Origin of the sequence: Burkholderia sp. MSMB1498, from assembly GCF_001526245.1 — a bacterium.
In the GTDB taxonomy this organism is placed as follows: domain Bacteria; phylum Pseudomonadota; class Gammaproteobacteria; order Burkholderiales; family Burkholderiaceae; genus Burkholderia; species Burkholderia savannae.
In genome coordinates, this window is record NZ_LOYJ01000056.1 from 87,038 (window position 1) to 100,690 (window position 13,653).

Genomic DNA, 13,653 nt, shown 5'->3' on the forward strand with positions numbered 1-13,653 from the left:
GCGAGGCGCGGGGCGTCGCGGCACCATCGATGCGACGGATTCGCCGGATTCGACGACGCCGGCCGGTCCGCCCGCCGGCGCGACAGCGAATCGCGCAGTCCGGCAAGCGTGCGTGCGGCCCTTCGCCGCCCGCACGCGTTCATGCGTTACTCGGCGTCCTTCGCGAACATCACCGCGACCGCGCCGAGCGCGCAGACCGCCGCGACATAAAGCGCCGGCGCGAGCGGATTCGATTTCATCATCAGCGACACGATCACCGGCGTAAGCCCGCCGAACACCGCGTACGCGACGTTGTACGAGAACGAGATGCCCGAGAAGCGCACGACGGCCGGAAAGCTCTTGACCATCACGGTCGGCACCGCGCCGATCGTGCCGACGGCGAAGCCCGCGAGCGCGTAGAGCGGCACGAGGCGCGTCGCGTCGACGGCGAGCTGCGAGAACATCGCGTAGAAGCACGCCGCGATCGCGATGCCGCCGATCGACAGCACCGCCTTCGCGCCGAAGCGGTCCGCGAGCGTGCCGGCGGTGATGCAGCCGGCCGTCAGGCACAGCGTCGCGACGCTGGTCGCGAACAGCGCGGTCGCGGGCGCGACGTGGAACTGCTTTTGCAACAGCGTCGGCGTCATCAGGATCACGACGACGATCGCGGCCGACAGCATCCACGTGAGCAGCATCGACACGATCACCGCGCGGCCGTGGTCGCGGATCACCGCCTTCAGCGGGATCTCGGCCGCGAGCGTCTTGCGCGCCTTCATCTCGGCGAACACGGGCGTCTCGTGCAGCCAGCGGCGCAGATAGACGGAGAAAAGGCCGAACACGCCGCCGAGCAGGAACGGAATGCGCCACGCGAACGCGCCGACTTCGGCCGCCGAGAAGCGGCTGTTGACCGCCGTCGCGACGAGCGAGCCGAGCAGGATGCCGACCGTGAGGCCCGACGTGAGCGTGCCGCACGCGTAGCCGATGCGCTGCGGCGGCACGTGCTCGGACACGAACACCCATGCGCCCGGCACTTCGCCGCCGACCGCCGCGCCTTGCAGCACACGGAACAGCAGCAGCGCGATCGGCGCGAGCAGGCCGACGCTGTCGTAAGTCGGCAGCAGGCCCATCAGCAGCGTCGGCACCGACATCAGCAGCACGCTCAGCGTGAACATCCGCTTGCGGCCGACGAGGTCGCCGAAGTGCGCCATCACGATGCCGCCGAGCGGCCGCGCGAGATAGCCGGCCGCGAAGATGCCGAACGTCTGCAACTGGCGCAGCCAGTCGGGGATGTCGTGCGGAAAGAACAACTGGCCGATCGCGGGCGCGAAGAACACGAAGATGATGAAATCGTAGAACTCCAGCGCGCCGCCCAACGCGGCGAGGCTCAGGGTCTTGTAGTCGCGGCGCGTGAGGGCGCGCGGCGCGGCGCTCGGCGCGGCGCTCAGTTCGGATGCGGGCATGGTCGGGGCGATCTTGGTTCGAATGGTTGTGTACCGCGCGGCAAACCGAGCCGGGCGGCGGGCCTCGTCGTCGGACTGACGGTGCAACGCGCGGGTTGGCGCACGGGACACGAACCGCGCGGCGGCCGGTAGGGGCCGCGCGGAGACGAACGTGACGCAGTGCCGGCGATTCTACAGGACTGACGAATGCCCGACGGCGCGGCCGGCATCGTGGAAATCGTCAATTGCCGACGGGCGGGCAACGATGCGTGGGGGCGCGCCGCCCGCTTGCGCGGCCGCGCATGCGGGCGGCGTTCGGCTTCGCCGCCGATAGGTCAATCGAGCAGCGCGAGGATCTCGTCGTGGAGCCGGGCGGAAATCCGCACGCCGTTCGCGACGCTGCGCGCGCGGGCGTCGAAGCGCCGCTGCGACGGCAGCCGCGCGCCCTGCGCGACGATCGCGTCGAGCATCCGCTCGCCGCGCGCGAGGCCGGCTTCGAGATCGTCGCCGAGAAACACCTTCGGATCGAGCGCGATCACGAGCTCGCCATGGCACGGCGTCGCGCCGACGCCCTCGTCGAACGCCATCGATTCGGCGCTCGTCATGTCGCCGATCAGCGCGCCGCCGAGCAGCTCGATCATCGCCGCGAGCGCCGAGCCCTTGTGCCCGCCGAACGTGCGCATCGCGCCTTGCAGCGCGGCTCGCGGATCGGTGGTCGGCGCGCCGTTCGCGTCGATCGCCCAGTGCGGCGGAATCGGCTTGTCTTCTTTCGCGTGCAGCTCGATGTCGCCGCGCGCGATCGCGCTCGTCGCGAAATCGAACACGAACGGCAGGCCGCCCGGGCGCGGCCACGCGAACGCGAGCGGGTTCGTGCCGAACACCGGCTTCGCGCCGCCTTCCGGCGCGACCCAGCTGTGGCTCGGGTTCATCGCGATGCCGGCGAGGCCGTGCGCGGCGATCGCCTCCACTTCGGGCCACAGCGCGGAGAAGTGGTAGCAGCGGTTGATCGCCATCGCGGCGATGCCGCGCCGCCGCGCCATCTCGACGAGCACGGGCAGGCCGGTCTCGAACGCGAGCAGCGAGAAGCCGCGATGCGCGTCGACGGACACGATCGACGACGAAAGCCGGCGCAGCGTCGGCACCGCCTGCGGATCGACCTTGCCGTGGCGCAGCGAGCGCACGCAGACGAGCAGCCGGTAGACGCCGTGCGAATGGCATACGTCGCGCTGGCCCTGCGTGACGACGTTCGCGATCGCGCGGGCGTGCGCGTCGGACAGCCCGTGGCGCGCGAGCACGCGCCGCGCGAGCGCGTGCACTTCGTCGAGCGACAGCACGACGTCTTGCGCGAGGCGCCGAGGATCAGTCATCGCGCGGCTCCCGCTGCGCGATCACGCCGTCGATGCGCCGCGCGATGCGCAGCGGATTGTCGTCGCGCAGCGCGTCGGGCAGCAGCGCGGCGGGCACGTCCTGGTACGACACCGGCCGCAGAAAGCGCTCGATCGCGCGCGCGCCGACCGACGTCGTGCGCGTGTCCGACGTCGCCGGGAACGGCCCGCCGTGCACCATCGCATGGCCGACCTCGACGCCCGTGCCGAAGCCGTTCACGAGGATGCGGCCGGCGCGGCGCTCGAGCGTCGGCAGCAGCTTCGCGAACAGCGGCGCGTCGCCGTCGGCGAGATGCGCGGCGATCGTCAACTGGCCTTCGAGCGACTTCAGCACCCGATGCAGCGTGTCGACGTCCGCGCAACGCACGATCAGCGACGCGGGGCCGAACACTTCGTCGCGCAGCTCGGCGTGCGTCATGAACGCGTGCGCCGTCGTCGCGAACAGCGCGGCGCGCGCCTGATGGCGATCGCCCGCGGGGCCTTCGCCGAGCCGCTCGACCGCGTCGTGCGACGCGAGCCGCGCGACGCCTTCGCCATAGCTCGCATGGATGTGCGGCGTGAGCATCGTCGCGGCCGCGGCCGCGTCGACGGCGGCCGCGGCCGCGGCCTCGAACGCGCGCAGCGCCGGGCCGTCGAGCGCGAGGATCAGCCCCGGATTCGTGCAGAACTGCCCCGCGCCGAGCGTGAGCGACGCGACGAACTGCCGCGCGATCGCGTCATGCCGCGCGGCGAGCGCATCGGGCAGCAGCAGCACCGGATTGATCGAGCTCATCTCCGCGTAGACCGGAATCGGCTCGTGCCGCGCGGCCGCGATGTGCATCAGCGCGACGCCGCCGCGCCGCGAGCCGGTGAAGCCGACCGCCTTGACGCGCGGATCGGCGACGAGCGCCTGGCCGATCTCGCGCGACGCGTCGAACAGCAGCGAGAACACGCCGGCCGGCAGCGCGCACTCGCGCGCGGCCGCCTGGATCGCGCGGCCGACGAGCTCGGACGTGCCCGGATGCGCGGAATGCGCCTTGACGATCACCGGGCACCCGGCCGCGAGCGCGGATGCGGTGTCGCCGCCCGCGACCGAGAACGCGAGCGGAAAGTTCGACGCGCCGAACACGGCGACGGGCCCGATTGCGACGTTGCGCAGCCGCAGGTCGACGCGCGGCAGCGGCAAGCGGTCCGGGCGCGCGGGGTCGATGCGCGCATCGAGAAAACCGCCGTCGCGCACGAGCGCGGCGAACAGCCCGAGCTGGCCGATGGTGCGCGCGCGCTCGCCCTCGATGCGCGCGCGCGGCAATCCCGATTCGGCGACGCAGCGCTCGATCAGCGCGTCGCCGAGCGCGCCGATGTGGCGGCCGATCGCGTCGAGAAACGCGGCGCGCGCGTCGAGCGGGGTCTCGCGATACGCGTCGAACGCATCGTCCGCGAGCGCGCACGCGGTTTCCAGATCGCGCAGGCTCGCGCCGCCGAACGCGGGTTCGAGCGGCGCGCCGCTCGCGGCGTCGATCGCGAGAAACGAGCCGTTCTGCCCGAACGCCTCGGATTGACCGATCAAAAGCTGGCCTGTGAGTCGCATGGTTCTCCTCGAAAAAGTGCAGGCCGGGCGTTGCCTGCCCGGCCGATGAAAAAGCGGATGCGGCCGGGGCCGCGCGTCAGTTCTCGTCGTCGTCGAGCTGCAGCTTCGCGGCCGGCACGCCGGTATGCGCGCCCCAGTAATAGATGACGAGCGCGGCGGCGGCGACGACGACGGTGTCGTACGGATGCGCGAGCTGCCCGGTGCCGCCGAAGCCGCCGAAATACGACGCGACGATCATCAGCGCGTAGAACGCGATCAGCCACAGCGACGAGCGAACCTGCTCGGCGAGGCTCAGGTGCGCGGTCGGCACCCAGCGGCGGCACGCGAGATAGATGACGAACATCGCGATCTGCAGCCCGAGCAGCCAGGACACGGTGCTCCAGCCCGACCAGTAGACGATCAGCGCGGCGATCACGAACGACGCGGGCCCGGTGATCGCGAACGCGCTCGCGCGGAACGGCCGCGGCAGCTCGGGCGCGGTGCGGCGCAGCGCGGCGACCGACACGGGCGCGACCGCGTAGCTCAGCACGAGCGCGGCCGACACGGTGTTGATGAGCGCCTCCCACGACGGGAACGGCAGCGTCCAGAAGATCGCGAGCGCGAACGTGAGCCACAGCCCGGCGCGCGGAATGCCGGAGGCCTCGTCGACGCGCGTGAACACCTTGAAGAAGGTGCCCGTCTTCGCCCAGCCGTAGACGACGCGCGGCGTCGCGTTCATGTAGATGTTGCCGCAGCCGGAGGGCGAGATCATCGCGTCGGCCACGACCATGTACGCGAGCCAGCCGACGCCCAGCGCGAGCGCGATGTCGCGATACGGCAGCGAGAACGCGCGGCTCACGTCGTGCCAGCCGAGCGCGAGCATCGCGGTCGGGATGCTGCCCAGAAACGCGAGCTGCAGCAGCACGTAGATCAGCGTCGACAGCACGATCGACAGGATCAGCGCGATCGGGATCGTGCGCTGCGGATTGCGCACCTCGCTCGCGACCGACACGATCGGCGTGAGGCCGAGATACGCGAAGATGATGCCGCCCGCCGACACGGCCATCTCGATGCCGGGCATGCCGAACGGCGCGAAACCGTGGATCGTCAGGTTCGCGGGCTTGAAGAACGCGAACAGCACGCCGATCACCGACAGCGGCACGACGAACTTGAACACGCTGATCACGTTGTTCGCCTTCGCGAACGTCTTCACGCTCGAATAGTTCAGGTAGAAGAAGAAACAGAGGAGGCCCGCCTGCACGAGCCAGCCGAGCGTCGTCGGCTCGCCCGAGCCCGCGGCCGTCAGGCCCGGAAACCACGCGGCCGCATACTGCCGCGCGGCCACGACTTCGATCGCGATCAGGCTCGAGAACGCGATCAGCGTGATCGCGCCCATCAGATAGCCGAGCAGCGGGCCGTGCGAGAACACCGGATAGCGGACGACGCCGCCCGCGCGCGGCAGCGCGGCGCCGAGCTCGCAGTAGACGATGCCGAGCAGCAGCACCGCGAAGCCGCCGAGCAGCCACGAGAGGATGCCGGCCGGGCCCGCGATCGTCGACACGTGGCTCGCGGCGAACAGCCACCCCGAGCCGAAGATCGCGCCGAGGCCGATGAACGTCAGGTCGGTGAGCGACAACTGTTTCTTGAACTTGCCGTGGCCGGCATCGGGAGCGGCGGGCCGTGCGAGCGGCACGGATCGTTGGGCGTTGCCTTGAGCGGGCATGGGCTTGTCTCCTTGATTTTTGATGGGCTTGCTTCGAGCGGCGGCCGGGGCGTGGCGGCTCGTGTGCGGCGGCGGCCGCGGTCGTTGCTGCGGTTGCAGTTACTTGCAGTTGCAGCTGCGGCTGCGGCTGCGGCTGCGGTTGCGGTTGCGGTTGCGACTACGACTACGACTACGACTACGACTGCGACTGCGACTGCGGTTGCGGTTGCGGTTGCGACTACGACTACGACTGCGACTGAGGGTGCCGTTGCGGTGAGCGGGGCGGCCCGCGCGGCGATGCCGTTCGCGTCGACCGGGTCGTTTGCGTCGTTTGTGCCGGTTCGGTCGTCCGGCACGGCTGCGGCGTGCCGGATCGCGCGGGCGCCGTACCGTCGCGGTTTCGCGCGCGGTGCGGCCGCCGCGCGTAACGGAAAGCCGGCGCGCGGGCCGCGCGCCGCGCCGCGCGAACGGCGGAGGGCGCGCGGCGGCGCGACCGCGACCGCGACCGCGCACCGACGCGTCCCGCTCCGGCCGCCGCGGGCGTGCGACGCGCGCGTCGATCAGAGGCCGACGTCCGGCAGCGTCGGACGCGTTTCGAGCGCCTTCGCGACGATCGCCTTCACCTGCGCGAGCGCGTCGCCTTGCAGCGGGAGGCGCGGCGCACGCGTGAGCGCGCTGCCTCGGCCGACCAGCTCTTCGCACAGCTTGATGCACTGCACGAGGTCCGGCCGCGCGTCGAGGTGCAACAGCGGCATGAACCAGCGGTACAGCGCGAGCGCTTCGTCGAAGCGCTTCTGCTTCGCGAGGCGGAACAGCGTCTCGCCTTCCTTCGGGAACGCGTTCGACATGCCCGACACCCAGCCTTCGGCGCCCACGGCGATGCTCTCGACCACCACGTCGTCGAGCCCCGCGAACAGCACGAAGCGCTCGCCGACGGCGTTGCGCAGGTCGATGAAGCGGCGCGTGTCGCCCGACGAATCCTTGAAGCAGACGATGTTCTCGCAGTCCTGCAGCGCGATCAGCACGTCGGGCGTCACGTCGTTCTTGTAGATCGGCGGATTGTTGTAGACCATCACCGGCAGGTCGGTGCCCTTCGCGACCGCGCGAAAGTGCGCAGCCGTCTCGTGCGGCTTGGCCGAATAGACGAGCGCGGGCATCACCATCACGCCGTCGACGCCGACGCGCTGCGCCTCGCGCACCGTGTTGCGCGCGAACTCGGTCGTGAACTCGGCGATGCCGGCGATCACCGGCACCTTGCCGCCCGCCGCATCGCGCGCGGCCTCGATCACCTGGAGCTTTTCCGACGTGGACAACGACGTGTTCTCGCCGACCGTGCCGCAGACGACGAGGCCCGACACGCCGTCGTTCACCAGGTTCTTCACGACGCGGTGCGTCGCGTCGACGTCGAGAGAGAAGTCCGGCTTGAACTGGGTGCTGACGGCGGGGAAGACCCCGCTCCATTGAATGGCGTTACGGCTCACTGAATATCTCCTACGTTCGAATGGGGGCCGACGGGCGTCGTCGGTGCGTGAACCAGTATCGCCGCCGAAAAGCCGCGAGGCTTGAGCCTTTTCCAACCGTGAAAAGATGAAATCGGCACAATCGGGGCGCGATCGCCGGCGCGCCCGCCGGGCTGTGCCGATTTCGTCGCGCGCATCATCGAAAACGCACAAGCGGCGCGATGCGCGACAAGGGAAGCTGTGCGCATTTCCACCTTCGATCGACGCGACATGAAGCACATCCACATCATCGATTCGCATACGGGCGGCGAACCCACGCGCGTCGTCGTGTCCGGCTTTCCGGCGCTCGGCGGCGCGTCGATGGCCGAGCGCCTCGCGGTGCTCGCGCGCGAGCACGACCGTTTCCGCACAGCGTGCATCCTCGAGCCGCGCGGCAGCGACGTGCTCGTCGGCGCGCTGCTGTGCGAGCCCGTCTCGGCCGACGCGGCCGCGGGCGTGATCTTCTTCAACAACGCGGGCTACCTCGGCATGTGCGGGCACGGCACGATCGGGCTCGTGCGCACGTTGCATCACATGGGCCGCATCGCGCCCGGCGTGCACCGGATCGAGACGCCGGTGGGCGACGTCGAGGCGACGCTGCACGGCGATCTGTCCGTCAGCGTGCGCAACGTGCTCGCGTACCGGCACGCGAAGGGTGTCGTCGTCGACGTGCCGGGGCACGGCGCGGTGACGGGCGACGTCGCGTGGGGCGGCAACTGGTTCTTTCTCGCGAGCGATCACGGCCAGCGCGTCGCGGGCGAGAACGTCGCGGCGCTGAGCGCGTACGCGTCGGCGGTGCGCGAGGGGCTGGAGCGCGCGGGCGTGACGGGCCGCGACGGCGCGCCGATCGATCACATCGAGCTGTTCGCCGACGATCCCGAGCACGACAGCCGCAGCTTCGTGCTGTGCCCGGGCCACGCGTACGACCGCTCGCCGTGCGGCACCGGCACGAGCGCGAAGCTCGCGTGCCTTGCTGCGGACGGCAAGCTCGCGCCCGGCGCGACGTGGCGCCAGGCGAGCGTGATCGGCAGCGTGTTCTCGGCGAGTTACGAACCCGCCGAAGGCGGCATCGTGCCGACGATTCGCGGCAGCGCGCACTTGAGCGCCGAGGCGACGCTCATGATCGAGGACGACGATCCGTTCGGCTGGGGCATCGTGTCGTGAGCGAATCGCGGACCGACGTCGTCGTGATCGGCGCGGGCATCGTCGGCGCCGCGTGCGCGCACGAGTTCGCGCGGCGCGGGCTGCGCGTCGTGGTCGTCGACGACGGCAGCGGCGGCGCGACGGGCGCGGGCATGGGCCACTTGGTCGCGATGGACGACAACGCGGCCGAGCTTGCGCTCACCCACTATTCGATCGAGCTGTGGAACGCGCTGCGCGACGCGATGCCCGACGGCTGCGCGTATCGCAACTGCGGCACGCTGTGGCTCGCCGCCGACGCGCACGAGATGGACCTCGCGCGCGCGAAGCAAGCGGCGCTCGCCGAGCGCGGCGTCGCGGGCGAGCTGATCGATCGCGCGGCGCTCGCCGCGCTCGAGCCGATGCTGCGCGCAGGCCTGGGCGGCGCGCTGAGGATTCCGGGCGACGGCATCCTGTACGCGCCCGTCGCCGCGAGCTGGCTGCTCGGCCGGCTGCCGGGCGTCACGCAGCGGCGCGCGAAGGCCGTCGCCGTCGAGGGCGCGAGCGTCGCGCTCGACGGCGGCGACACGCTGCGCGCGGAGGCCGTCGTCGTCGCGAACGGCGTCGCGGCGCGCGCGCTCCTGCCGGAGCTGCCGCTGCGGCCGAAGAAGGGCCATCTGCTGATCACCGACCGCTATCCGGCGCAGGTGTCGCACCAGCTCGTCGAGCTCGGCTACGCGGCGAGCGCGCATGCGAGCGACGGCACGTCGGTCGCGTTCAACGTGCAGCCGCGGCCGACCGGGCAGTTGCTGATCGGCTCGTCGCGGCAGTTCGACACCGAGGACCCGCGCGTCGAGGCGCCCGTGCTCGCGCGGATGCTGCGTCGCGCGGTCGGCTATCTGCCCGCGCTCGCCGGCCTGAACGGCATTCGCGCGTGGACGGGCTTTCGCTGCGCGAGCCCGGATGGCCTGCCGCTTGTCGGCGAGCATCCGTCGCAGCGCGGGCTGTGGCTCGCGGTCGGGCACGAGGGGCTCGGCGTGACGACCGCGCCCGGCAGCGCGCGCGTGCTCGCCGCGCGGATGTTCGGCGAGCGCGCGGCGATCGACGTCGAGCCGTATCTGCCGGGGCGTTTCTTGTCGACGTCGAAATCGGCCGTGGCCGGAGAGCTTCAATGATCATTTATCTGGATCGCCGTCCGCTCGACGTGGCCGACGGCACGACCGTCGCGGCCGCGCTCGCGCGCAGCGGCGACGACACGGCGCGCACGTCGTGCACGGGCGCCGCGCGCGCGCCGTTTTGCGGGATGGGCATTTGCCAGGAGTGCAGGGTGACGATCGACGGACGGCGCAGGCTCGCATGCCAGACGCTCTGCCGCGAAGGCATGCAGGTGGAGCGCACGCGATGACGAACGAGCATCTGATGGTCGACGTCGCGATCGTCGGCGCGGGGCCGGCGGGCCTCGCGGCCGCGCGCGCGGCCGCGCGGAGCGGCCGCACGGTCGCGATCGTCGACGACAACCCGCGCGCGGGCGGACAGGTCTGGCGGCAGGGGCCGGGCGCCGCGCCGAGCGCGCCGGCGCGCGCGAGCTTCGACGTGCTGCGGCAGCCGGGCGTGCGCCACCTGGCGGCGACGCGCGTCGTCGCCGCGCCGCGGCCCGGCGCGCTGCTCGTCGAGGACGCGGAGCGGGCGCTTTCGCTCGGTTACCGGAAGCTGATCCTGTGCTGCGGCGCGCGCGAGCTGCTGCTGCCGTTTGCCGGCTGGACGCTGCCCGGCGTGACGGGCGCGGGCGGGCTGCAGGCGCTGATCAAGGGCGGCCTGCCGGTGCGCGGCGAGCGCGTCGTGATCGCGGGCAGTGGGCCGCTTCTGATCGCGTCGCTCGCGACCGCGCGCGCGGCGGGCGCGCGCGTCGTCGCGGTCGTCGAGCAGGCGCCGCTCGACGCGCTCGCGCGTTTCGCGCTGTCGCTCGCGGCGACGCCGTCGAAGCTCGCGCAGGCGGCGCGGCTCACGCGCGGCTTTGCCGGCACGCGTTATCTGACGGGCGCGGTCGTGCGCGAAGCGCACGGCGACGCGCGCGTGCGTGCGGTCACGATCGAGCGGGGCGGCGCGCGCGCGATGCTCGAATGCGATCGCCTCGCGTGCGGCTTCGGCCTCGTGCCGAACGTGACGCTCGCGCTGGCGCTCGGCTGCGCGGTGCGCGACCGCGCGATCGCGATCGACGATGCGCAGCGCACGTCGGTCGAACACGTGTACGCGGCGGGCGAATGCACGGGCGTCGGCGGCGTCGAGCTCGCGCGGATCGAAGGCGAGCTGGCCGGGCTCGCGGCGGCTGGCGCGGACGCGGCGCCGGACGGCCGCGCGCGCGTTGCCGCATTGCTGCGCGCGCGTGCGACGTGGCGGCGCTTCGCGTCGCGGGTGGCCGAGACGTTCGCGCTGCGCGACGCGGCGCGCGCGCTGCCGCCCGACGACACGCTGCTGTGCCGCTGCGAGGACGTGACGATCGGCGCGGTGCGCGCGCACGCGTCGGCGCGCGACGCGAAGCTGCAAACGCGCTGCGGGATGGGCGCGTGCCAGGGGCGCGTCTGCGGCGCGGCCGCGCACGCGTATTTCGGCTGGGACGACGCGCCGCCGCGCCCGCCGTTTTCGCCCGCGCGAATCGACACGCTGCTCGTCGCGCCCGACGACGCGCTCCTATAATCGACGCCACCCGTGTTTCGACGCGCGAGATCCGTATGATGACTTTGCTTGCCGTACCGCCCGAGAAGCTGTCCGCCGCGTCCGCCGCATCGGCCGCGCCCACGACGGCCGCGTCCGCCTCGGCCGGGGCGATGTCGGCCGCTTCCGCTTCTGCTTCCGTCTCCGCTTCCGCCGCTCAGCCCGCCCCCCCGGACGACGACGGCTTCGCCGCGATGCTCGCGCATTTCGCGCAGCTGGAGCCGGTGTTCGACGCGCTGCCCGACGTCGCGTTCTTCGTGAAGGACGTGCATGCGCGCTACGCGCTCGTGAACCGCACGCTCGCGCAGCGCTGCGGCTACAAGGACAAGCGCGGCCTGTACGGCAAGGCCGCGGACGAAGTCTTTCCGCGCCGCTTCGGCCGCAGCTATGTCGAGCAGGATCTGGCGATCATCGCGGGCGGCCGGCAACTGACCGATCAGCTCGAGCTGCATCTGTACTCGGGCCGCCAGCCCGGCTGGTGCCTGACGTGCAAGGAGCCGCTGCGCAACGCGCAGGGGAGGATCGTCGGGATCGCGGGGCTGTCGCGCGACCTGCGCGCGCACGAGAGCTCGCACCCGGCGTACAGCCGCATCGCGGACGTCGTCCGCTACATCCACGCGCACTATGTGCAGCCGCTGAACCTGAAGCATCTCGCCGGGATGGCGGGGATGTCGGTCGCGCAGCTCGAGCGCTATTTCCACAAGGTGTTTCATCTGACGCCGCGGCAGATGCTGCTGAAGGCGCGGCTCGACGCGGCGACCGCGCTCCTCGTCACGCACGACAAGGTGACGGACGTCGCCGCGCTGTGCGGCTATACCGATCACAGCGCATTCACGCGGCAGTTCAAGGCGACGGTCGGCGTGACGCCGACCGAATATCGGCTGATGTTGCAGGAGGGGCGGGGGGGCTGAGATCGGGGCTTGCTCGGGGTTCGCTCGGGACTTGCTCGGGACTTGCTCGGGCGGCGGCGCGCGGGCGATCGCGCGTCGCGGCTGGGCGGGCGAGCGGGCGGCGGGGTTCGGAGAACGCGCGCGGCTTGATCGAAGCGCCGGTCGGCCGGGCGTATCGCGAGATCGACGGCAAGCCGGCCCGGATGCCGAGCGTTCGAAGCCTCGCGAAACCGATAATCCTGGAAGCCGAAGCCGAAGCCGAAGCCGAAGCCGAAGCCGAAGCCGAAGCCGAAGCCGAAGCCGAAGCCGAAGCCGAAGCCGAAGCCGAAGCCGAAGCCGAAGCCGAAGCCGAAGCCGAAGCCAACGCCAACGCCAACGCCAACGCCAACGCCGGAGCCGGAGCCGGAGCCGAAGTGGAAAGCCTCGAAGGCTTGAAGGCTTGAAGGCTTGAAGCGAAGAAGCGAAGAAGCGAAGAAGCGAAGAAGCGAAGAAGCCAAAAGTCGGACAAAAGACTCCACAGCCCAACCGCACGCCTCAATTGCGTTCGCCAAAAAAACGAACCGGCCCATCGGGCCGGCCATGACGAAGACGAAGCGTCGGCGGGCGCGACCGGCATCGGCCGGCCGTCGCCGAATCGATCGGACGATTATCGGTAGCCGAGGCCCTTCAGCACGGCGCTGCCGTTTTCCGTCAGACGAAAGGACGGCGCCGCATCCATGTCGGTGCGGACCATTTCGACGAGGCCGGCTTCCTGCAATGCTGGCAGTTCCGGCTTCGCGTTCGCGCCGATCGGCGCGTGCAGCAGGATCAGCAGCGTCGCGATCTCGTGATGGCTGAGCAGGCGGCGCAGCATGGTTTTCGGTTTGGCCGAGGGGGCGGCCGGGCGAACCGCGGCGGACGTGTCGACGGCGCTCATCGGGAACCTCCTGAAACGATACTGGTGACGGATGGTGCCGTCCGAGTCTTAAACGATTCTTAAAGCGGCCGCGTTCGGCCGAACGGAAGATTTACCGCATGTAACAGCCTTGCTGGACAAGGGTGGCAGTGTGGTCGGAACAGTCTGAATGCAACGCGCGCGGGCGTTTTTGCGATGTTGCGTCGCCGCACCTTCGGGTTGCCCGGAAGTCGCGTAGCGCACGCGTTCCGGCGCATTGGCCGTGCGCGTACGCGACAAGGCCGGGCAAGTCGATTTCGTGCTTGCCTCCGATCAAAAGCATGCCCGACGCATGCCCGACGTACCGACCCAATCCGGACTCGGCATCGCCGGCATTGGCCCTCATGTCGAAGCCTCGAAGCCGCTCGTGCCGAAGCGGCCCGCGGCGATGTGACACGGGCCGAAGCGAAACGCAGCGCCCGGCCCGCGACGATTGCGGTCGCAGGCG

Annotated in this window: 13 protein-coding genes; 7 read left to right on the forward strand and 6 right to left on the reverse strand. The window is 71.1% G+C overall.

All coding sequences use genetic code 11. The features are described from left to right. Window positions 1-146: 146 nt before the first annotated feature. The 5 genes from WS91_RS10715 to WS91_RS10735 form a co-directional block, all read right to left on the reverse strand. Entirely contained in the window at window positions 147-1,439 is a 1,293-nt protein-coding gene (locus WS91_RS10715) for an MFS transporter (RefSeq protein ID WP_038750921.1), read from the reverse strand. A 314-nt stretch (window positions 1,440-1,753) separates the two neighbouring features. After that, entirely contained in the window at window positions 1,754-2,785 is a 1,032-nt protein-coding gene (locus WS91_RS10720; RefSeq protein WP_059670253.1) for an Ldh family oxidoreductase, read from the reverse strand. Beyond that, on the reverse strand, window positions 2,778-4,370 hold the full coding sequence (locus tag WS91_RS10725; protein WP_059642538.1) for an aldehyde dehydrogenase (NADP(+)): 1,593 nt from the start codon (window positions 4,368-4,370) through the stop codon (window positions 2,778-2,780). The genes WS91_RS10720 and WS91_RS10725 overlap by 8 nt, the downstream gene beginning before the upstream one ends. Window positions 4,371-4,446: 76 nt before the next feature. Continuing rightward, window positions 4,447-6,072, reverse strand: a complete 1,626-nt coding sequence (locus tag WS91_RS10730; RefSeq protein WP_059670254.1) for an APC family permease — start codon at window positions 6,070-6,072, stop codon at window positions 4,447-4,449. A gap of 539 nt (window positions 6,073-6,611) precedes the next feature. Then, a complete protein-coding gene (locus WS91_RS10735; RefSeq protein WP_038750925.1) occupies window positions 6,612-7,532 on the reverse strand; it encodes a dihydrodipicolinate synthase family protein in 921 nt (306 codons plus the stop codon). A gap of 249 nt (window positions 7,533-7,781) precedes the next feature. On the opposite strand from WS91_RS10735, the gene WS91_RS10740 reads away from it, so the two are divergent. The 6 genes from WS91_RS10740 (at window position 7,782) to WS91_RS36770 (ending at window position 12,714) form a co-directional block, all read left to right on the forward strand. Further along, a complete protein-coding gene (locus WS91_RS10740; protein WP_038750926.1) occupies window positions 7,782-8,714 on the forward strand; it encodes a 4-hydroxyproline epimerase in 933 nt (310 codons plus the stop codon). Further along, window positions 8,711-9,844, forward strand: a complete 1,134-nt coding sequence (locus tag WS91_RS10745; RefSeq protein ID WP_038750927.1) for an NAD(P)/FAD-dependent oxidoreductase — start codon at window positions 8,711-8,713, stop codon at window positions 9,842-9,844. Before WS91_RS10740 ends, WS91_RS10745 begins: the two co-directional genes overlap by 4 nt. Beyond that, on the forward strand, window positions 9,841-10,074 hold the full coding sequence (locus WS91_RS10750; protein WP_038750928.1) for a (2Fe-2S)-binding protein: 234 nt from the start codon (window positions 9,841-9,843) through the stop codon (window positions 10,072-10,074). Before WS91_RS10745 ends, WS91_RS10750 begins: the two co-directional genes overlap by 4 nt. Beyond that, entirely contained in the window at window positions 10,071-11,363 is a 1,293-nt protein-coding gene (locus WS91_RS10755) for an NAD(P)/FAD-dependent oxidoreductase (protein ID WP_059670255.1), read from the forward strand. Before WS91_RS10750 ends, WS91_RS10755 begins: the two co-directional genes overlap by 4 nt. Before the next feature lie 35 nt (window positions 11,364-11,398). Further along, window positions 11,399-12,292, forward strand: a complete 894-nt coding sequence (locus WS91_RS10760; RefSeq protein WP_059579946.1) for an AraC family transcriptional regulator — start codon at window positions 11,399-11,401, stop codon at window positions 12,290-12,292. 125 nt (window positions 12,293-12,417) lie between these two features. Continuing rightward, on the forward strand, window positions 12,418-12,714 hold the full coding sequence (locus tag WS91_RS36770; protein WP_059670256.1) for a hypothetical protein: 297 nt from the start codon (window positions 12,418-12,420) through the stop codon (window positions 12,712-12,714). A gap of 203 nt (window positions 12,715-12,917) precedes the next feature. On the opposite strand, the gene WS91_RS10770 is transcribed toward WS91_RS36770, so the two are convergent. Continuing rightward, complete coding sequence (locus tag WS91_RS10770; RefSeq protein ID WP_317135476.1) at window positions 12,918-13,124, reverse strand: hypothetical protein; 207 nt, start codon at window positions 13,122-13,124, stop codon at window positions 12,918-12,920. On the opposite strand from WS91_RS10770, the gene WS91_RS37920 reads away from it, so the two are divergent. Then, complete coding sequence (locus WS91_RS37920; RefSeq protein ID WP_317135477.1) at window positions 13,123-13,215, forward strand: malate synthase; 93 nt, start codon at window positions 13,123-13,125, stop codon at window positions 13,213-13,215. The two genes, WS91_RS10770 and WS91_RS37920, sit on opposite strands and share 2 nt — an antisense overlap. Window positions 13,216-13,653 lie beyond the last annotated feature (438 nt).